The 19,856-nt window shown below is 65.5% G+C and carries 14 protein-coding genes; 3 read left to right on the forward strand and 11 right to left on the reverse strand.

The window, feature by feature from the left end; all coding sequences use genetic code 11:
- Positions 1–71: 71 nt before the first annotated feature.
- Positions 72–1,277, forward strand: coding sequence for a multidrug effflux MFS transporter (locus tag AC07YZ_RS14965; protein ID WP_494795305.1), 1,206 nt, complete (start codon positions 72–74; stop codon positions 1,275–1,277).
- 10 nt (positions 1,278–1,287) lie between these two features.
- Here AC07YZ_RS14965 and AC07YZ_RS14970 read toward each other — a convergent pair whose 3' ends face one another.
- Positions 1,288–1,800: a cupin domain-containing protein gene (locus tag AC07YZ_RS14970; protein WP_494795306.1), complete on the reverse strand. Its 513-nt coding sequence runs from the start codon at positions 1,798–1,800 to the stop codon at positions 1,288–1,290.
- 78 nt (positions 1,801–1,878) lie between these two features.
- On the reverse strand, positions 1,879–3,441 hold the full coding sequence (locus tag AC07YZ_RS14975; protein WP_494795307.1) for a methyl-accepting chemotaxis protein: 1,563 nt from the start codon (positions 3,439–3,441) through the stop codon (positions 1,879–1,881).
- 238 nt (positions 3,442–3,679) lie between these two features.
- Between AC07YZ_RS14975 and AC07YZ_RS14980 the strand changes: the two genes are divergently transcribed.
- The gene (locus AC07YZ_RS14980; protein WP_494795308.1) at positions 3,680–4,210 is read left to right on the forward strand and encodes a DUF2889 domain-containing protein; all 531 of its coding nucleotides are present in this window, start codon (positions 3,680–3,682) and stop codon (positions 4,208–4,210) included.
- A gap of 55 nt (positions 4,211–4,265) precedes the next feature.
- On the opposite strand, the gene AC07YZ_RS14985 is transcribed toward AC07YZ_RS14980, so the two are convergent.
- Entirely contained in the window at positions 4,266–4,871 is a 606-nt protein-coding gene (locus AC07YZ_RS14985; protein WP_494795309.1) for a glutathione S-transferase family protein, read from the reverse strand.
- Between the two features lie 113 nt (positions 4,872–4,984).
- On the opposite strand from AC07YZ_RS14985, the gene AC07YZ_RS14990 reads away from it, so the two are divergent.
- Positions 4,985–5,950 carry a helix-turn-helix transcriptional regulator gene (locus tag AC07YZ_RS14990; RefSeq protein ID WP_494795310.1) on the forward strand — a complete coding sequence of 322 codons (966 nt, stop codon included), beginning with the start codon at positions 4,985–4,987 and terminating at the stop codon, positions 5,948–5,950.
- Positions 5,951–6,212: 262 nt separating this feature from the next.
- On the opposite strand, the gene AC07YZ_RS14995 is transcribed toward AC07YZ_RS14990, so the two are convergent.
- The 8 genes from AC07YZ_RS14995 to AC07YZ_RS15030 form a co-directional block, all read right to left on the reverse strand.
- Positions 6,213–8,525 (reverse strand): nSTAND3 domain-containing NTPase, encoded by a 2,313-nt coding sequence (locus AC07YZ_RS14995; protein ID WP_494795311.1) that lies wholly within the window; start codon positions 8,523–8,525, stop codon positions 6,213–6,215.
- Positions 8,526–8,891: 366 nt separating this feature from the next.
- Positions 8,892–9,965 carry a DUF4365 domain-containing protein gene (locus AC07YZ_RS15000; protein WP_494795312.1) on the reverse strand — a complete coding sequence of 358 codons (1,074 nt, stop codon included), beginning with the start codon at positions 9,963–9,965 and terminating at the stop codon, positions 8,892–8,894.
- 142 nt (positions 9,966–10,107) lie between these two features.
- Positions 10,108–11,517 (reverse strand): RNA/DNA-binding domain-containing protein, encoded by a 1,410-nt coding sequence (locus AC07YZ_RS15005; RefSeq protein WP_494795313.1) that lies wholly within the window; start codon positions 11,515–11,517, stop codon positions 10,108–10,110.
- Positions 11,518–11,805: 288 nt separating this feature from the next.
- On the reverse strand, positions 11,806–13,635 hold the full coding sequence (gene atzF, locus AC07YZ_RS15010; RefSeq protein WP_494795314.1) for an allophanate hydrolase: 1,830 nt from the start codon (positions 13,633–13,635) through the stop codon (positions 11,806–11,808).
- 32 nt (positions 13,636–13,667) lie between these two features.
- The gene (uca, locus tag AC07YZ_RS15015) at positions 13,668–17,288 is read right to left on the reverse strand and encodes an urea carboxylase (protein ID WP_494795315.1); all 3,621 of its coding nucleotides are present in this window, start codon (positions 17,286–17,288) and stop codon (positions 13,668–13,670) included.
- Between the two features lie 181 nt (positions 17,289–17,469).
- Positions 17,470–18,114, reverse strand: a complete 645-nt coding sequence (locus AC07YZ_RS15020) for an urea amidolyase associated protein UAAP2 (RefSeq protein ID WP_494795406.1) — start codon at positions 18,112–18,114, stop codon at positions 17,470–17,472.
- 47 nt (positions 18,115–18,161) lie between these two features.
- On the reverse strand, positions 18,162–18,860 hold the full coding sequence (locus AC07YZ_RS15025) for an urea amidolyase associated protein UAAP1 (protein ID WP_494795407.1): 699 nt from the start codon (positions 18,858–18,860) through the stop codon (positions 18,162–18,164).
- 150 nt (positions 18,861–19,010) lie between these two features.
- Complete coding sequence (locus AC07YZ_RS15030) at positions 19,011–19,853, reverse strand: ABC transporter ATP-binding protein (protein WP_494795316.1); 843 nt, start codon at positions 19,851–19,853, stop codon at positions 19,011–19,013.
- Between the last annotated feature and the right edge of the window lie 3 nt (positions 19,854–19,856).

Consider the following 19,856-nt stretch of genomic DNA (forward strand, 5'->3'; position numbering starts at 1 on the left):
CCCGTTGACAGCACCCTGCGCGCATTGCGGTTAGCCTACGCGGTTCGCCGCCCCGACCGAAACGCCCCCACATGCCACCCTCTCCAGCGCGCACCGCTCCCCACGGCCTGCTGATCGCCAACCTGCTGGCGCAGCTCGCGTTTGGCCTGCTGGCCATGACGATCTGCCTGCCCTCGATGCAGGAATGGGGCGCCATCTTCGGCACCGGCCAGGCGGCGGTGCAGCTCACCTTCAGCGGCTTTGTGGTGGCCTACGGTTCGCTGCAACTGCTCTACGGCCCGCTGTCGGACCGCATCGGGCGCAAGAAGATTCTGCTGTTCGGTCTGGCGGTCGCGTTCGTGGGGTCGGTGCTGGCGGCGCTGGCGCTCAACCTGCCGCTGCTGGTGGCCGCGCGCGTGCTGCAGGGCGCGGGCGCCGCGGCGGGCATGGTGGTGGGCCGCGCCATGGTGCAAGACCTGTTTCAGGGCCCCGAGCGCACGCGCGTGATGGCCTTCGTGGGCATGGCCATGGGCCTGTGCCCGCCGCTGGCCACCATCATCGGCGGGCAGCTGCACGTGCGCCTGGGCTGGCAGGCCAATTTCGTGGTGATGGCGGTGCTGGCGATGGTGCTGTTCGTGGCTGCGTGGCGCGGCTTGCCCGACCACCAGAAGACCACCGCCGCGCAGCCGCACTGGCTGCGCGCCATGCTGTCCTCATACGCGCGGCTGGGCCGTGAGCGGGCGTTCATCCTGTCCGTGGCCCTGCTCTCCATGACCACGGCCACCTTCTACGCCTTCCTGGGCGGCGCCCCCATCGTGCTGGGCAGCTACGGCGTGCGGCCCGACGGCATCGGCTACTACATCATGTGTGTGCCGGGCGCCTACATCGTGGGCAATTACCTCGCGTCGCACATGGCGCACCGCACCGGCGAGCGCGTGATGATGCGGCTCGGTCAGGGCTGCACGCTGGCGGGCATCGGCCTGGTGGTGGTGCTGGCGCTGGCCGGGCTGAACACGCCGCTGGCGTTTTCGTTGCCACTGATGCTGGTGGGCATCGGCCACGGCCTGCTGGTGCCACCGGCGCTCGCGGGCACGGTGGGCCTGGTGCCCGCGCTGGCGGGCTCGGCCGCGGCGGTGGCCGGCCTGATGCAGCAGATGATGGGCGCTGTGGGCGGCTTCGCCGTCGGCCTGTTCCGGCACGAGGGCGCGCTCAACCTCGGGTGGCTGATGCTGGGCCTGGCGCTGTGCGGGGCTTTCGCGCAGTGGCTGCTGCACCGGCACCAGGCGCGCGCGCACTGAGCGCCCGCGCTCACACCCCGCCGTGCGGGTGCGTTGGATCCACCCACAGCACCTGCTCGGGCTTCTCCACCGGCTCGATGTCCAGGTTCACCGCCACGGCCTGGCCGTCGCTGCGGCAGAGCACGCACTCCAGGGTTTCGGTGGCGCTGGCGTTGATCTCCTGGTGCGGCACATAGGGTGGCACGTAGATGAAATCGCCCGGGCCGGCCTCGGCGGTGAACTCCAGATGCTCGCCCCAGCGCATGCGCGCGCGGCCCTTCACGACGTAGATCACGCTCTCCAGCGGGCCGTGGTGGTGGGCGCCGGTCTTGGCGTTGGCGTGGATCGTCACGGTGCCGGCCCAGAGCTTCTGCGCGCCCACGCGCGCGAAGTTGATCGCGGCCTTGCGGTCCATGCCTGGTGTGCTCGGCACGTTGCCGTCGAGCTGGTTGCCCGGCACCACGCGCACGCCGTCGTGCTTCCAGGCCGGCCCGTGGTCATGGCCGTGCGAATGTGGGTGCTCGGGGTCGTGCGGGTGTGTCATGGCGGGTCTCCTGGCGGGGGAGTCCCAGTGTGCCAGCCTGGCCGCGCTGGCGCAGCCCCCCGGGGCATCGCCCCACCATCAGGCCGGTTGTGCCACGGCACCGATGCGGAACACCCCGACCGACGTCACCAGGTGGCGCGCCTGATCGTCCAGGCTTTGCGAGGCCGCCGCCGTTTCTTCCACCAGCGCCGCGTTCTGCTGCGTGGTCTGGTCCAGCTGTGTGATGGCCTCGCCCACCTGGCTGACGCCGGTGCTCTGCTCCCGCATGGCGGTGGAGATGTCTACCACCAGCTGGCTCACGCGCTTGATGGCGCCCACCACGTCGGTCATGGCGTGTCCGGCCTGATCGGCCAGCGTGGTGCCCGAGCTCACCTGGTCCAGGCTCGCCGTGATCAGTTGCTTGATCTGCCGCGCCGCCTCGGCCGAGCGACCGGCCAGCGCGCGCACCTCGGCGGCCACCACGGCGAAGCCCCGGCCCTGTTCGCCAGCGCGTGCGGCTTCCACGGCCGCGTTGAGCGCGAGGATGTTGGTCTGGAACGCGATGCCGTCGATCACGCCGATGATTTCGCCGATGCGCCGCGACGACTCGTCGATGCTGCGCATGGTGCGCACCACCGCGCCCACCGTTTCACCGCCGGCCTCGGCCACGGTCGAGGCGTTCACCGCCAGTGTGCGGGCCTCCTGGGCGTTGTCGGCGTTGAGGGCGATGGTGCTGGTGAGCTGCTCCATGGCCGCGGCCGACTGCTCCAGCGCGCTGGCCTGTGCCTCGGTGCGGCCGCTCAGGTCCTTGTTGGCGCTGGCGATCTGCGAAGACGCCGAGCCCACATGCTCCACCCCCCGGTGCACCTGCGAGACCAGCCGGCACAGGCCCGCCTGCATGGTGCCAAGCGCGCGAAGCAGGTCGGCCACCTCGTCGCGGCCGCTGGCTTGTACCGGCTGCGTGAGGTCGCCAGCGGCGATGCGGTTGGCCACCGCCACGCCCTCCCTCAGCGGCCGCACGATGCTGCGCGTCAGCACGACCGCGGCGGCCAGACCCAGCACCATCGCGATCCCGCCCAGCACCAGCATGAGCTTGCGGGTGCTGACGATGTCATGCGTCACGGTGGCGCCGCGCTGCTGAGCCAGGTCGTCCTGCAGTTGGCGCAGGGTGTCGATCGGCTGCTGCAGCCGACCCAGCGCCGGCAGGGTTTCGTTGCGCACCAGTTGCCGCGCTTCGTCGATCTGGCCCGCCTGCACCAGCGGCGCGATCTTCACGAACGAGGCCACGTAGGCCGCGCGCGCTGTTTGCAGTTCCGACAGCGCGGCCCGGCCCTGCGGCAGCACCACCAACCGGTCCAGTGTCTTCAGCGCCTCGTCGATCGCCGTGCGGTTTTTCTGCATGCGGGCCTGGATCACGGGCAACTGCGCGGGCTCCACCAGCAGCAGCTCGGCGGTGTTGAGTCCGTTGGCCCTCGTGGTGGTGTCGATCACGGACACCGCCGACACCTTGACCAGCTCCTGGTCGATCAACTGGCTGTTTTCTTCTCCGATGCGCTGCAGCGAAAAGTAAGCCGAAACGATCAGTCCGGCGATGAGCAACAGCATCAGGCCGAAGCCCAGCGCCAGACGCGCACCAATGCGCAAGCTTGAAATCACTCCCATGAATTCCTCCCTGCCGTGAACTCCACGGCTTTGTGGAGCCTGTATCGGCAGGCGTTGCGCGATCTGAATACCCCAATGGAACTAGGACGCGGTGCCGGTGGAACTACGGTGGGGCCCCGAAGACGGGGCATCTGCCAGCGGCCAGCACGCGGGAAGGCCATCGGCGAAAATCGCGGTCTGCCCCGTTTTCTCCAGAGGTCCCGTTTTGCCACTGCCCGCGCCCCAGCCCCGCCAACCCATGCACACCCGCAAGGTCGAGTACCGCGGGTTCCAGCGCGACGATGGCCTGTGGGACATCGAAGGCGAGATGCTCGACACCAAGCCCCATGCCTTCGAGATCGAAGGCGAGGGCGAATGGGCGCCCCACGAGCCGATCCACCACATGCACATCCGCGTGACGCTGGACGACGCGATGGTGATCCGCGACATCGCGGTGGCCATGGACGCGCACCCGCACGATCCTTGCCCGCAGGCCATGGAGCCGATGCGCCGCCTGATCGGCGAGACGCTGGGGCGCGGCTGGCGCAAGACCATCGAGCGCCACCTGGGCGGCATCCAGGGCTGCACCCACCTGCGCGAACTGTTGTTCAACCTGGCCACCGCCGCGTTCCAGACCCGCTCGGCGTCGTTCGCGCCCACCGCCGACGGCCGCCCGCCGATGCACCTGGGCCAGTGCCTGGCCTGGGACTTCAACGGCCCGGTGGTGGAAAAGGTCTACCCCATGTTCTTCCGCTGGCAGCCGCCGGTGAAAACCAAGCCGGTGGCCTGAGCCGGCGCTGGTGGGTCGATTCATCCGCGAACAAGGCGGGAATCACATCGTCTGGTCAGGCGTCAATCTGCATCGACGGCCGTGCCTGCACCTTCTGCAGCCAGGCCAGCGTGGTCGGGTGCTGGTCCACCGGCGCACCCAGGTAAACGCTGTAGCCGATCACCGACGCCACGATCAGGTCGGCCAGCGTGTAGGCATCGCCGAGCAACCAGGGCTTCTGGTTCAGGCGCCCATCGAGCACGGTGAGCAGTTCGTCAAGGCCTTTGCGCGCCGCGGTGCCGTGGGCGTCGTCGGGTGTGCCCATGTTCTTTGCGGCCTGCAGCCGCACCAGCTGCGCGCCGTAGGTCACGTAGGACCAGGTGCTCCATGACATCGCCTGAAGGTGTTCCGGTGTGCCGCCGGCCGGCCACAGGCCACTCTGCACGCCATAGGTGTGGCCCAGCCACAGCTCGATCGCCAGCGCCTCGAACATCGGCGCGCCGTCCACCGTCAAGGTGGGCACCTTGCCATTGGGGTTCAGGGCCAGGAAGTCGGGCTGGCGCTGCTCACCGGTGGTGATGTCGACCTTGACGCGCTCGTGCGGCACGCCGAGTTCGGCGAGGGCGCAGGCGACCGGGGTGGCGCTGGACATGGGGTGCCAGTAGAGAACGATCTTGGACATGGTGGGCTCCTTGGTGGTGTGGGTGGCGGGCTCGACACCGTGCCGAACCCGTGGCCACAATGTCGCGCCCATTGCGGACAGCTTCGGCCCGCAATAAAAGTTAGAGTGCGAACATGCTTTCATCGTCCTCGCGCCTGCTGCGGGTGCTGTCGCTGCTGCAGACCCGCAGCCACTGGGCTGGCCCTGAGCTGGCCGAGCGGTTGGCCGTGCACCCGCGCACGCTGCGGCGCGACATTGACCGGCTGCGCCAGCTCGGCTACCCCATCCACGCCAGCAGCGGCGTGGCGGGCGGCTATGCGTTTCGCGCGGGGCAATCGCTGCCGCCGCTGCTGCTGGACGACGAAGAGGCGCTGGCGGTGGCCATTGCCCTGCAGATTGCCGCGGCCGGCACCGTGAGCGGTGTGGAAGAGAGCTCGCTGCGTGCGCTGGTGAAACTGGAACAGGTGATGCCCACCCGCCTGCGCCGCCGCACGCACGCGCTGCGCTCGGCCATCGTGCCGGTGCAGCGCATCGGGCCCACCATTGATGCCGGCGTGCTGGCCTCGTTGGCCACGGCCTGCCGCGACCAGTTGCAGGTGGGTTTCAGCTACCGCGACCTGCGCGGCCAGGCCAGCGTGCGCCAGGTGCAGCCGCACGGGCTGGTGCACACCGGCAACCACTGGTACCTCGTGGCCTGGGACCCGGCGCGCGACGACTGGCGCACCTTCCGCATCGACCGCGTACAGGGCACCCCCCGCAGCGGCGCGCACTTCGCACCGCGCCCCGCGCCAGCGGGCGACCTGCGCGCCTACGTCACCGGGGCCATGGCCGGCGTGCACCAGGGCGATCAGGCGCGCGTGGTGCTGCACCAATCGCGCGAGGTGATGGCGAAAACCATTCCGCCATCGGCCGCCACGCTGGAAGCGATTGACGACGCCCACTGCCTCATGCTCTGCGGCACCGGCCAGCTGGACTCGCTGGTCTACTGGCTCATGGCGCTGGACGTGGAGTTCGATGTGCTGGAGCCGCCCGCGCTGAAGGAGCGGCTGCGCCGGGCGAGTGAGCGGGTGGGGCGGAGTTTGGCGCGGGCTGGTGGGTGAGCCTCAGAGGCCCCGGCGAAAGGTTTGGGTCTACTTGAAGACCAATCTAGGCTGATTGCGGGCATGCACCCTGCACGTCCGGAGGACCGCTGCAGGCGGGAGCGGTCAGCAACGATCTGGGTATCGATTGGAAGAGAACTCTCCGCCGCTTGCCGCTTACAGCGGGCGGTGTTTTGGAACGAACTTTAGGTGCAGGCTATGCGAGGTTATGTAGAGTTACCGACTCGTTCGGACTCAGCAGCGACGTTCTTGATCGATGCACTCATGAGCCGTCCACCAACAGTGTTTGGAACATACTTCGGACTTCATTCTCACTTAGTGAACTTTGGGGAAGAGCTTGACCAGGTGATCCAGTTCCAAGCTCTGGCTTTTCTGCTTCGTCCGCAATAGCGGCAATCTCGTCGTGAACTTCACGTAACGGAGCTGCGAAGAATCGTGACCTCTTCTTGCGCTGCGCCAGCTCGGACAGATTCTCGACCAGCCGCTTCTTGTCAACCAAGTCTTCGCAGTTATCCAAATCATTTCGCCAGCCGCCGTTCATGTACGAGCGTAGACCCTCAAAGAACTTCTGGCCATAGCGTTGCTGCCAGCCCGGCGTGGATTCAGGGAGGTCGATCAGGTCTTGCCAGTGGTACGACCTAGCGTGCGGTAACGCATCCAGCAACTTCTCGAGCACGAGCAACCGAATATTCGCTCCTCGGCCCGCCACGAACCTGTCCAGCGTAGCCATCTCCCGCACAAGTGCCGGCGTATGCCAAAGCCCGACCAATTGCGGGGACCATTTCGCAATCAGCTGCTCCATGGTGTCATAGACCTGATCCAGGCCAGGCTCTGCGTGCTCGACATTGCTGAACTCGGCAAGAAATCCCAGCCGTTCCTCCGTGTCGTAGTCAATCCGGTGACCAATCGTCTCCCCGTCAGCTGAGGTCGTCCAAGCGTAAGTAGGCCCATGCGCCAACGCAGTGAGCCTTGAAATGAAGGCCGCACTGTGACGCTGCGGAAGCAGTTGCGTCGACGTTGATCCGACTTCCTTTCTCAGCCGCCAAAGCGTTGCAATCTGCTTGAAGCGCGTTGCCGATTCAAAGATGTCAGAGTAGGTTTCCGGATCGCCAACAATGACAGACCCGACATACCCCTTGATTGACGGATTCAAGTAGCCAACACCTCGGGTTCCGATGGCCACGAATCCGCCTTCAAGGATCTTGAGATTCGCATCAAATTCATTAGGCTCAGTTTGCTGGTTGTACCTCTTTGCTCTCGCACTGCGAAGCTCTGAGAAACAGGATGCCAGCCCGAGAAGGCTGTCGCCACCATCCGTGTACAAGGCCAGCAAGAGGCAACGCCCAGCCTCCGGAATCTGCGTACGATAGGCGTGATCCCAGATCCTTTCAGGGTTGTCGAGCAGGTCTTCAACGTAACTTTGATAGTCCGTAGCCGGCACCGATCCGACGCGACTCAAGTCTGCCAACCACTCAATAAGCCGAGGGTTGAAATGCGGATGACGAATGATCCGCAAGAAGAAGTCTCCGCGAAGCGTCTCGCTCTTGTGTGCGTTAGGCAGCTCGCTGAAGTAGAGGTGGTTGTAGAGGATCCTTGCACGGTCACCGAAGCTGTAGTGTCCAAGCTTGAGAACAATTCGGTCACGGATCAATGTATTGCCGTCTAACCGCTCAGATAGGCGAATCGCGCTGCTGAGGATGTGCTCGCGCGTGGTAAGGATGAGCATGGAGTCCTGCGATCGCCTGACCATCTCAATGAAGTCGACCACAGCCTTGTCTCGGTTCTGACCGAAGTACTCCCGACGGTCCCCGAGGAAAGTCTGGCCAAGAAAGTCGTCGTAGTAGAAGATCTGACGCGCTCCTCGTCGATACAACTTCTTCCCCTCGGCAATGTCCGCCTGGATAACCACCGGCTCGTAACCTTCCTCCAGACTTGCGTAGAGAAGCATCTCCGCCAGCGTCGTCTTTCCAATTCCCGGCGGACCGGAAACAACCAGGATTCGGGTCGCTCTCAGGATCTCTTTCGCCCGGGGATAAGCCTGGTTCTGAACGAAGAGTGGCAGCTTCTGTTTGATGCGCTCCACCTCGAACTCGGTCTGACATACCTCCGCGTTGTGCAAGACCCGATCGATGACGCTGGCGCTTGTCAGCCACAGTTTGAAATTTGCTCTCTCGACATTTGGGTGCTTCGCGAGCAGTCCATCAAGGTCGTCCGCGCCGTGAATGTCCGCTGGTGACTTCACATAAGGCGTTAGCGTTTGGAGGATCGACTGCTTGTTGCCAGGCGAAAGACTCACTGTCGTCATGACGACATACCGGTTCGGGTTCACCTTCACGATCTTTGGCAACTCGGAGTCTCTCAAGTGACGCAGCAGCGCTGCAAAGCCCGACTTGATGTAGTGCTTGCACTGAACGATCACCGTGTTGTCAGGGGACGCAGCGTACCGCAGGTCGATGCCACTATCGCGACCTTCCTTGAATGCCTCCAACGCGACATTCCATTCGGCCTGCAAGAGATCTCGCGAGACTTCCTCAAAGTCCTGAGGTGAGAGAGCTCCGTAGTTGTAGTTTGGCATCTGCGATCTTTTTCCGCACGTGTTCAAAGGAGCCTAACTAGCATCGCCGATTCGATTGAGCCTCAATGCCGCGTTCGTGCCATGCACTAGCGCGGTCCGGCGAGTTCGGCGAGTTCGGCGAGTTCGGCGAGTTCGGCGAGTTCGGCGAGTTCGGCATCTTAGAATCTCACGCGCGTCAACACACTTCGCTCCTCTCAACTTGTTCTGGGGCGTCAGCTGCTGCTTCGTTATTGCGATGCTACGATCTGGTGTGGCTTCGGTATTGGTTAAGGACGGTTTAGCAAACTTCCCACCAAGGGAAGAGGCGCTTAGCTGTAAAGCGGCACGGTTTTGGGTCTGTCCTGGTCCATGCCGAGGTCACACCCGTTATATTGCCTGGCGTCTTCGGGCTACCTCATAGATCGAGTAGAACTGACTGACATCTTGTCGGATGTAGCCGGTGGTATCGATCAACTGCGTGCGCTCCAACACAACCCTTACAACGGCCTCGTGCCGCTCATAGAACGTCACCCGCGCAGTGACGCCCTCGTACCATCGCTTGCGCGTCTGTCCGCAGGGAAGGATCTCCTCCTTCACGGGGGTCAGTCGCTTTGATTCGGGACGCGAGGCATTCAATAGCATCCTTGCTGCCACTGGAAGCAGTTGCAGCGACTGCTGCTTAGTACGGGTAGGCCTCGACAGCCGCGTGATGTGCTCCCAACCTCGGCGCGAGATTAAGGCAGCAAAACTCTTGGGCTGCGCGATTGCAGCCTCACGCCAGGCGAGGTAGTAGTCCTTTGCCGTCTCAAGAAGGCTCTGTTTTCCGAGAAACTGGAGAGATGGCTCGTTTGTCCACTCCGTGATGATGGTGTCGGCGCGAACCGTGGGCAGCTTGCGGAACTCGGCCCAGCGCCAGCACAGGTTGTAGATGGTCGACTTCGCTGCGACGTCTAGCTTCCGATCGATGGAGAAGGCGACCTTACCGGTCTCCGAGACGGCTCCGGATTTAAGGTCCGTCCAGTACGCCACAGGGTCACCAGATGTTAATCGCTGCGGCACGACATGGATCATGATCGCAGGACCGGGGTATGAGGCCCAGCGCGATTCGTGATTTTGCAAATGCTTTCGCCCAAGCGAAAGTTCGTAGTCTTGGGTAGGGGCCTTGGCAACATACCCCGTCTTGATCTGAACGAAAATTAGATCGCCGGTGGGCCCGGCGTAGGCCGTTAGACTCCGCCGACGTTTGAGTAGGATCACTGCATCGACTGCGTCGTCGTTGTGCGCCGAGATCACCTCTAGGCCACAGCGCCATATTCCTTCGACGATCCACCGCACCCAGGCTACGCCCTCCTGCCCCTGACTATTGGTGTCAACGCGCTGGCGCTTCTTTGCCAGCGCTGAGTTTGCTCTTGTGCCCATTCCGCCTATTGTCGCGGCATAACTGGACGAGTAGCCCGTCAAGGGGTGACCGCCTTCTAGGCGCCACGCCGCTTGCTCGGTCCGCTCAGACGGGACTGCCGCCAAGTAGTCTCGAACCCGGCGCCGAGGAGACGGTCGAGCATGTCGAAGCGTCGCTTTGCACTGACAGCGAAGAAACTTCCAATCAAGTTGGTCGTGATACTCCCTGAATCCATCGCACCCTCACGCCTGTTTGATGCCCGTCCTCGCGGGCAATCACACCTTGCTCGCGCAGCTTACTGAATATATTTGTAATCTGCTCGGCAGAGTCCATGGCGAGGAGGTCGAGCGCCTGGCGGTTGTTAATGGAGCCGTGGCGACCAATGAATGTCTTTATGACGCTTGCGGCATCGCTCTTGGGCGCTCGTCTCAGCGTAACGTAAAGATTGGTACCGTCTTCCCTGAAAATTGGATCGATGAACCCTGCCTGCCGCATGCGTTCAACAACCGTGTTGATGCCTTCACCGAGATCCTTGTTCGGAGCGTCAGGGTACTTAGAGAGCAGTCGCACGAGCTTCGGATTGCGCGAAAAACGTGCGTCGGCGATGTTTTCCGTGGTTACATAACCTGGGAGCCGACCTGGGCTACGGAACTCGACTCGGTTGCGATAGACGCTAATGAGGACGTTGTCTGAGACTCCGTAGTCGCGATGAAGCACCGAGTTCACCAGAAGCTCATACAGGGCCTCTTCAGGGTATGTCGCAGCCGTCAGGCCACCGATCGTCCAGCACGCGCATCGGCTGATGACCTTCTTGAGTGTATTGAAGGCTACTTCAATCTGCTCTCGAAGCGCCCCCTCTATCGAGTGCTGATCATTGGTCAGGCTGTCGCGCTCGATCTCATCGTGAGATGAGTCGTAGCGAACGATCTTGACGGCGCACTGGCGTGGAAGCATTGCACTTGGGTTCTCTGCAAACAACAAGGCACATGCAACGGTGGGTGAGTAGTTCTCGTGGTGAATGAGGCGCTCGCTGAGCGTAAAGGCGAACGGATCCTTGTTGGTGATTTTGAGGTTTTCGAGAAAGGTGCGAAGTGGCGCCCCATCGATGACCGGCTCGGGACGCACATCATTGAGGTAGCTGTCTTCTTCAGACACCATGCCCTTGGCTCGCATGAGATCCTGAACCTTGCTGGCGGTCAGCTTCAGGTTCTGGGCTCCTTTGCGGATCACGACGTCGCCACTGCCGGTCTCGTGAACCTTCAGACTCTTGCGAATCTCGAGTTCGAGCACATAAGTGCGAGCCAGGTTACCTTCGCGATATAGAAAGCGATGATTGAAGTCGATTCCTGGGTTCAGCGAAGACAGCATCGAAATGAACGGGTTGAACTCCTCGATCGAAGTCTTGCCCACCCACCGATCCAGAGGCACGGGCACCTTGCCGATGTCTTCGATCCCCACGACGAGGGTTCCACCCTCTGCGTTGGCAAACGCGATGGCGGGTTCCTGAATGTCCTTGGGTTTGAGCCTGGCCGACTTCCTGTCAAAGTAATCGTCCTCGCCTCGTTGGCAGAGATCAAGCAGTTCGACCTCTCCGATTTCTACGATTCTGTCCATATTCCCTGATCTAACGATCTATTGCTGACGGCGCGGTGAGCCATTCAGTCTCACCAGCGATGCTACGAATGTAACAAGGGCCAACGTGGACAGCCCTTAGCGCAACTATGACCTCAATCAATCAGATAAGAATCTTCCTATCTGGCAAAAGAGTCCTTTTGGGTGGGGCTGCGCCGCCATGACCGTCTGGCCGCTCCTGTCAAGAGATCGTGAGTTCGGAAGTCGCCTACCATCGACTGCAACCGCTGCATCGCAGTCTCTAGCTCCAAAAAATAAAAGCGCTGAACCTCAGCCCTGCTTCGCCAACCAAGCCCGCCAGCTGCCCAGCGCCGTGATGTCGGTCCCACCCTCAACCCCCATCGCCTCGCACACAAACCCGCTGACCCACGAACCATCCGCGAGCTTCACCTTGCCAATGCCCAGCGGCGCGGGAATGCCGTCGACGAAGCTGCCGAAGTGTTGGGCTGGCAGCTCCCAGACTTCCATGTCGATGGCGGCGCCGCCTTCCTTCACGCGCACCATGCCGGGCCGCTGGACCGGGCCGCCGGCGAGGGCGTAGAACTTGTACTCGGGCGCGGACTGCACCGCGCCGAGCAGGCGCGCGCCGCGTTGGGTGAGTTGCCAGTTGAGCGGCAGGCCGCTGAGGTGCGCGCCGCAGACCGCGACCTTGACGGTGCCGGCGGTGTTGCTGCCTTTGGGCTGGTCGGTTGTGCTGATGGACGGGGTGCTGACCAGCGGCGTGGCAGTGGCTCCGAGCGACAGCGCCTGTGCGCGGTGGAAACGGTCGGCCAGGCGCAGCAGCGGCACGTCCTTGAACGCGGGCGCGGCTAGGGTGACGCCCCAGGGCAGGCCTTGCGCGTCGCCGCTGGCCTGGAAGCCTGCGGGCACCGCGACGGCGGCGTAGTCCAGCAGGTTCATGAAGTTGGTGTAGTAGCCCAGGTTCGAGTTCAGGCGGATCGGGTCGGCCTGCATCTCGGCGATGCGGTAGATGGTGCCGGCGGTGGGCGTGAGCAGGCAGTCAATGTCTTTCCACACGGCGTCGCACACGCGCTTGAGCGCCTTCAGCCGGTAGCTGGCCGCGAACGCCTCGGCGGCGGTCTTGCTGCGGCCGCCTTCGATGATGGTCCGCACGGGCGGGAACACGGCCTCAGGCTGGGTGTCGATGAAGTCTTTGATGGCGACATACCGCTCGGCCACCCAGGGGCCTTCGTAGAGCAGGCGCGCGGCTTCGAGGAAGGGGGTGAGGTCCACCTCGACCGCAGTGCCGCCGAGGGCATGCAGGCGTTCGATGCTTTGCGCAAAGAGGGCAATGGCCGCGTCATTGCCGAAGAAGTTGAGGTCCTGCGGACGCGGCACGCCGAAGCGGAACGGACCGGTCGAGAAGTCCACGCCGAAGGGCTCGGCCTTTCGGCTGAAGGCGTCGGCGTCGTCGTAGGCCGCAGCGACGGCGAGCACGGCCTGCGCGTCAGCGGCGGTGAGCGCGAAGACCGACACCGTGTCCACCGAACGGCAGGCCGGCACCACGCCGGTGCCCGAGAGCAGACCGATGCTGGGCTTGAGGCCCACGAGGTTGTTGAAGCTCGCGGGCACGCGGCCCGAGCCGGCGGTGTCGGTGCCCAGCGAGAAGCTGACCCAGCCCTTGGCCACGCTCACGGCCGAGCCGCTGCTGGAGCCGCCCGACACGAACTCGGGGTTGAAGGCGTTGCGGCAGGCGCCGTAGGGCGAGCGCGTGCCATTCAGGCCGGTGGCGAACTGGTCGAGGTTGGCCTTGCCCAGCGGCACCGCGCCGGCCGCCACCAGCTGCTGGATCAGGAAGGCGCTCTCGCCGGGGGTGTAGGCGAACTGTGGGCAGCCGGCGGTGGTGGGGATGTGCGCGAGGTCGATGTTGTCCTTCAGTGCGAAGGGCACGCCGTAGAGCGGCAGGCTCGCCGGGTCCACGCCGTCGAGCCGCGAGAGGAAAGGTTCGATCTCAGCGTCGCTGAGGCGGTGGATGAAGGCGTTGTTGGTGTCGCTGGCGCAGCGGCGCATGGCTTCGGCGACCACGTCGCGCACGGTGGCGCCGCTGGCGTAGGCGGCCTTGATGCTGGCGATGTCGAAAGAAAGGGTGCTCAGGTTCATGTTGGGCTCCTTGAATGTTGTTTGAATGAAGGTCAGATGGCTTCGTCGATCAGCACCAGCACGTTCTGCCCCGCGGCCACCGAGCCGCCCTGGGCGCACATGAGCTTGTGCACGGTGGCGCTGGCGGGCGCGAGCAGGTTGAACTCCATCTTCATGGACTCGATCACCATCAGCACGTCGCCGGCCTGCACCTGCTGGCCCTCGCTCACCGCGACCTTCCACACGTTGCCGGGCACGCTGGTGGCGATCAGGCGCCCGCCTTCGGGCAGGTCGATCTCGCTGTCCGGCCCGGCCGCTTCCACGTCGGCCTCGCTCGCCACCTCGGCCAGGCCGGCCGCGGCCCAGCGCTCGCGCTCGGCTTCAAACGCCACCTGCTGCGTGGCCTTGAAGGCGGCGATGCTGGCCGCGTTGTCGGCGAGGAAACGGCGGTAGTCCTTCAGGCTGAAGCTGCCTGCTTCGGTGCGCAGCGCGTAGCCGCCGTGCGGGAAACCGGCGCGGATGCGCAGCAGCTCTTCCTGGCTCACGGGGTGGAAGCGGATCTGGTCGAAGAAGCGCAGCAGCCAGGGTTGCTCGAACACGGTGCCCGTCTCCCCGTGGCGCCAGCGGTTCCACATCTGCAGCGTGCGGCCCACGAACTGGTAACCGCCGGGGCCTTCCATGCCGTAGACGCAGAGGTAGGCGCCGCCGATGCCCACCGCGTTCTCCGGCGTCCAGGTGCGCGCCGGGTTGTACTTGGTGGTCACGAGGCGCTGGCGCGGGTCCAGCGGCGTGGCCACCGGCGCACCGAGGTACACGTCGCCCAGGCCGAGCACGAGGTAGGGCGCTTCGAACACGATCTTGAACACCTCGTCGATGCTGTCCAGCCCGTTGATGCGGCGGATGAACTCGATGTTGCTCGGGCACCAGGGCGCGTCGGGTCGCACCGACTGCATGTATTTTTCAATCGCCAGCTTCGTCTGCGGGTCGTCCCACGACAGCGGCAGGTGGACCGTGCGACTGGGCACCACCATGTCGTCCACCGGCGGCAGCGCGGCCTCGGTGGCGATCAGCAGCTTGAGCAGCGCGTCGCGCGTGATCAGCGCGGGGTCGAAGTGCACCTGCAGCGAGCGGATGCCGGGGGTCATGTCGATGATGCCGGACAGCTTGCCTTGGGCCTGCAGGTCCTTCAGCGCCGTCATCAGCACGTGCACGCGCAGACGCAACTCGATGTCCAGCACCAGCGGACCGAACTCCAGCAGCACGTAGCGGTCGCCGGCCTGGCGCACCAGCATGGCGGGCACGTCTTCGCGCGCGGGGTCTTCGTAGATCACCGGTGTGGTGTGGGCCGCTGCGTCGTCGCTCGGCGCGGCGGGCAGCGCGCCGGCCAGAGACGACAGCGCCGCTTCCACCGCCGCTTCGCGTTCACCCGCCTGCGCCAGCGAGAGCCGGTGGAAGCGCACCGTGTCGCCCGGGCGCAGCTGGCCGAGCTTCCACAACTCGGCGTTCACCACCACGGCCGGGCAGACGAAGCCGCCGAGGCTGGGGCCGTCGGGCCCGAGGATCACGGGCATGTCGCCGGTGAAGTCGATCGCGCCGATGGCGTAGGCGTTGTCGTGGATGTTCGACGGGTGCAGACCCGCCTCGCCGCCGTCGGCCCGCGCCCACTGGGGTCGGGGGCCGATCAGGCGCACGCCCGTGCGGCTGCTGTTGTGGTGCACCTTCCAGTCGGTGGCGAAGAAGGTGGCGATGTCGTCGGGCTGGAAGAAATCGGGTGCGCCGTGCGGCCCGTAGAGCACGCCCACGTCCCAGTGGTGGCCGTAGGTGGGGATCAGCGCGGCGGGTGTGGCCGCCACCACCGGCGTGGCCGTGCCCGCGAGGTGCAGCACATCGCCCGCGCGCAGATGCCGCCCCGCATGCCCCCCGAACTGGCCGAGCGTGAAGGTGCTGCGGCTGCCCAGATACGCCGGCACGTCCAGCCCGCCGGCCACGGCGAGCGCGAGGCGCACGCCCGCTTCGGTGCGGCCCACGGCCAGCGTGCTGCCCGTTTTCACTTGCAGCGCCTGCCACATGGCAACCGGCTGACCGTCCAGCGTGAGCTTCACCGGCGCGCCGGTCACGGCCACCACGGCATCGGTGTTGAAGCGCAGCGTGGGGCCGGCGAGCGTGATCTCCAGCGCGGCGGCGTCGGGCGCATTGCCCACCAGCTGGTTGGCCAGGCGGTGCGCGTAGGCATCCATCGGGCCGCTGGGCGGCACGCCCACGTCCCAGTAGCCGGTGCGGCCCGGCCAGTCCTGCACGCTGGTCTGCACGCCCGGCTCCAGCACCTCGATGGTGGCGGGCCGGTACTCGAAGCTGTTGAGAAAACGCGTGATCTGCCGGCCTTCGCGGAACACCGCGCTGCGCACCACCTGGCGCAGGTAACCCAGGTTGGTTTCGATGCCGGCCAAGCGCGTCGCGTCCAGCGCGGCTTCCATCTTCAACAGTGCCTGCTCGCGGGTGTCGGCGATGACGATGAGCTTGGCCAGCATCGGGTCGTACCAGGCGGGCACCTCGGTGCCGCGCTCGACCCAGCCGTCCACCCTTGCGTCGGTCGGGAACACCACCTCGGTGAGCAGCCCCGCGCAGGGCTGGAAGTTGCGCGCCGGGTCTTCGGCGTAGAGCCGCACCTGGATGGACGCACCGCGCAGCACCGGCTGCAGCGTGGCCAGCGGCGGCAGGTCGCCCGCGGCGAGCTGCAGCATCCAGGCCACCAGGTCCACGCCGCTCACCTGCTCGGTCACGCCGTGCTCCACCTGCAGGCGCGTGTTCACCTCCAGAAAATAGAAGGCGCCGGTGGCCGCGTCATACACAAATTCCACCGTGCCGGCCGAGCGGTAGTCCACCGCCTGCGCCAGCCGCACGGCGGTGGCGTGCAGCTCGCTGCGCTGCGCGTCGCTCAGGCCCGGCGCCGGGGTTTCTTCGATCACCTTCTGGTTGCGCCGCTGCACCGAGCAGTCGCGCTCGCCCAGCGCGATCACACCGCCCGCGCCGTCGCCAAACACCTGCACCTCGATGTGGCGCGCCTGCTCGACGTACTTCTCGATGAACAGACCCGCGTCCTTGAAGTTGGCCTGCGCGAGGCGGCCCACGTTCTCGAACGCATCGGCGAGTTCGACCGCGCTCCACACCAGCCGCATGCCGATGCCGCCGCCGCCCGCCGTGCTCTTGAGCATCACCGGGAAGCCGATGCGCTGTGCCTCGGTCTGCGCCTGCGCCAGATCGCAGAGCAGACCCGAGCCCGGCAGCAGCGGCACACCGCGCTGCTGCGCCAGATCGCGCGCCGTGTGCTTCAGGCCAAAGGCGCGCATCTGCGCCGGCGTGGGGCCGATGAAGGCGATGCCCGCGGCCTCGCAGGCTTCGGCGAAACCCGGGTTTTCCGACAGGAAACCGTAGCCGGGGTGGATGGCCTGTGCGCCGCAGTCCTTCGCGATCTGCAGGATGCGGTCGGCACGCAGGTAGCTCTCGGCCGCGGGCGCCGGGCCGAGCAGGTAGGCCTCGTCGGCTTCGCGCACATGGCGCGCCTGCGCGTCGGCTTCGGAATACACGGCCACGCTCTGCACGCCCAGCTGTTTGAGCGTGCGGATGATGCGGCAGGCGATGGCGCCGCGGTTGGCAATCAGGACCTTGCTGAACATGGAGTCTCCGGGGCAGGCCGTCCTGCCGATACAACGAAGTCAGACAGGTCGTCCTGCTGGCAGATTGAAGAAGCCGGTGCGCGCCTGCACGCCAACCGGGACACACCGCGGAACCGGCTTTGCCGGGCCGCTGGTGTGGTCCCCCCAACGGGGGGAAGACGCGAAGCGGCGCAGGGGGGGCTCACTGCTCGTCCCAGACGAGCAGTTGAATCGGCGTCGGGTTGTACGCGTTGCACGGGTTGTTCAGCTGCGGGCAGTTGCTGATCAGCACCCACACGTCCATCTCGGCGCGCATCTCCACGTACTTGCCCGGGCCGGACACGCCGTCGTCGAACTTCAGGTCGCCGCTGTCCGTCACCGGCACGTTCATGAAGAAGTTGATGTTGGGCACCAGGTCGCGTTTGGTCAGGCCCATGTCGGCGCGCTGCAGGGCAATCAAATAGTTGTCGCGGCAGCTGTGCATGTACTTCTTCTGCAGCGCGTAGCGCACCGTGTTGCTCTCGGCCGCGCAGGCGCCGCCGAGCGTGTCGTGGCGGCCGCAGGTGTCGGCCACGATGGTGAGCATGGGCCGCGCGTCGTTGCTGCGGATGACCGAGCCGGTGGTCAGGTAGATGCCGCCCTGGTGGACCATGGTGTCGGTGGCGCTGTAGTGCTCGGCCAGGTCGTCTCGGTTGTAGAAGATCACGTCCGCGGCCTGGTTGCCTTCGAGGTCGACGATGCGCAGGGTCTGGCCTTTGTTGACGGCGAAGAGGATGGGTTCGCCCGCGGGGTGGCGCTGGTCCATCACGGCGTGGGCCGGGTCGAGCTGGCTTTCCAGGATGCGGATGTCGGTGGCGGTGGATTCGGTGATGGCGTTCATGTCGGTCTCCTTGATCACAGGTACAGGACATCAGAGTTGTGCAGGGCGCGCGCGTTTTCCGGGCGGAAGGCGCGGCAGAAGTCTTGTGCCGGCGCGGCGCCGCAGCGCCAGGCCAGCAGGCCCACCTTCTTCGGCGCGTACAGGGGAGCAGGGTCCAGCGCGTGCGGCGCGCTGGACACGGCGAGGATCACGTCCATGTCGAAGCGCAGCTCCACGAAGTCGCCCGCCTTCGCGTGGTCGGGCGCAAAGCCGAAGCGGCCCTGCGCGTCCACGCTCACCTTGCTGAACAGGTTCACCGGCGCGATCAGGTCGCGCCGCGTCAGGCCGTACTTGCCGATCTCGATCAGCAGGCCGTCTTTGCCGGAGCGGTACATGGCGTTGCGCGCCTGCTCGTAGCGCCGCTCGCCGTACTTCGTGGCCATGAGTTCGTTGTCGAGCAGGGCGCCCAGCGGGTCGTGCCAGCCCAGGCTGTCGGCGGTGACGCTGGCCATGCTGCGGCCCATGTCGCTCATCAGCACATGGCCCTGGGTGTAGTGCGCCGTGTGCTGCGCCTTCAGGCTGTCGGGCATGTTGTAGCGCTCCAGCTTTTCCAGCGCGCTGTAGAGCACCAGGCTCAGGTTGGCGCCCGCGTCCAGGGCCACGAAGCGGATCGCGCTGCCGCGCGGCATGCGCCAGCTCCAGTGGCTGCCGCCGGGCAGCACCTCGCTCCACATCACTTTGTTCGTGTCCACGCCGGCCAGCGCGGGCGCGGGGAACCGTTGCCAGAAGGCGGGCGCGTCCACCGGTGCGGCCTGCGGCGGGTTGGGCAAGACGGTGGTCAGCGGGTCGGGGAGGTCGTTGAGGTTCATGGGTGTCTCCAGGGTTCAGGCGGCTTCAGTCACCGCACCGCTCAGGCGCTGCAGCTGTTCCAGGTCGGTCTTCATGCCCGAGGTCTCGCGGATGCGTTCGAGGATGTCGCGCTTCAAGCGCACGAACTCGGGCGCGAACTTGAGGTCCTGCGTGCGCTGGTCGCCGAAGGGCACCTCGTAGATGGTGTCGATGCGGCCCGGGCGCGGCGCCATCAGCACCACGCGGCTGCCGAGGTAGAGCGCTTCCTCCACGTCGTGCGTCACGAACACGATGGTGGCTTTCTCCAGCCGGTGCACATAGCGGATCAGGTCGTGCATCACCTCGCGCGTCTGCGCGTCCAGCGCGCCGAAGGGCTCGTCCATCAGCACGATGTCGGGCCGGCCCATGAGCGCGCGCGCGATCGCCACGCGCTGCTGCATGCCGCCCGAGAGCTGGTTGGGCCAGGCGCCCGCCGAGGCTTGCAGGCCCATCAGGCGCAGCAGCGCGTCGGCCCGGCCGTCGGCGGCCTCCACGTCGGCCGAGGTGCGGTCTTTGGTGTGGGCGTGCAGCTGGCGGCAGAACTTGATGTTCTGGCACACCGTCATCCACGGGTAGAGGCTGTAGTGCTGGAACACCATGGCGCGGTCGATGCCCGGGCCGGTGATGGGTTGGCCGTCCACCAGCAGCTCGCCGCTGGTTTGTGTTTCGAGCCCGCCGATGGTGCGCAGCAGCGTGCTCTTGCCGCAGCCCGAGGCGCCCACGAAGGTGACGAACTCGTTGGCGCCGATGTCCAGGTCCACGTTCTCCAGCGCGTTGGTGGGTGCGCCGTCGAAGTGTTTGGTGAGGCCGCGGATGGAAACTTTGGGGAGGGTGTTCATCGC

The sequence above is a fragment of the Hydrogenophaga sp. GW101-3F08 genome, assembly GCF_059424585.1.

What these genes read in the sequence shown, in the direction of transcription:
- AC07YZ_RS14965 (WP_494795305.1), top strand. Translation starts at nt 72, where the DNA reads ATGCCACCCTCTCCAGCGCGCACCGCTCCCCACGGCCTGCTGATCGCC.
- AC07YZ_RS14970 (WP_494795306.1), bottom strand. Translation starts at nt 1,800, where the DNA reads ATGACACACCCGCACGACCCCGAGCACCCACATTCGCACGGCCATGAC.
- AC07YZ_RS14975 (WP_494795307.1), bottom strand. Translation starts at nt 3,441, where the DNA reads ATGGGAGTGATTTCAAGCTTGCGCATTGGTGCGCGTCTGGCGCTGGGC.
- AC07YZ_RS14980 (WP_494795308.1), top strand. Translation starts at nt 3,680, where the DNA reads ATGCACACCCGCAAGGTCGAGTACCGCGGGTTCCAGCGCGACGATGGC.
- AC07YZ_RS14985 (WP_494795309.1), bottom strand. Translation starts at nt 4,871, where the DNA reads ATGTCCAAGATCGTTCTCTACTGGCACCCCATGTCCAGCGCCACCCCG.
- AC07YZ_RS14990 (WP_494795310.1), top strand. Translation starts at nt 4,985, where the DNA reads ATGCTTTCATCGTCCTCGCGCCTGCTGCGGGTGCTGTCGCTGCTGCAG.
- AC07YZ_RS14995 (WP_494795311.1), bottom strand. Translation starts at nt 8,525, where the DNA reads ATGCCAAACTACAACTACGGAGCTCTCTCACCTCAGGACTTTGAGGAA.
- AC07YZ_RS15005 (WP_494795313.1), bottom strand. Translation starts at nt 11,517, where the DNA reads ATGGACAGAATCGTAGAAATCGGAGAGGTCGAACTGCTTGATCTCTGC.
- atzF (WP_494795314.1), bottom strand. Translation starts at nt 13,635, where the DNA reads ATGAACCTGAGCACCCTTTCTTTCGACATCGCCAGCATCAAGGCCGCC.
- uca (WP_494795315.1), bottom strand. Translation starts at nt 17,288, where the DNA reads ATGTTCAGCAAGGTCCTGATTGCCAACCGCGGCGCCATCGCCTGCCGC.
- AC07YZ_RS15025 (WP_494795407.1), bottom strand. Translation starts at nt 18,860, where the DNA reads ATGTGGAGCGAGGTGCTGCCCGGCGGCAGCCACTGGAGCTGGCGCATG.
- AC07YZ_RS15030 (WP_494795316.1), bottom strand. Translation starts at nt 19,853, where the DNA reads ATGAACACCCTCCCCAAAGTTTCCATCCGCGGCCTCACCAAACACTTC.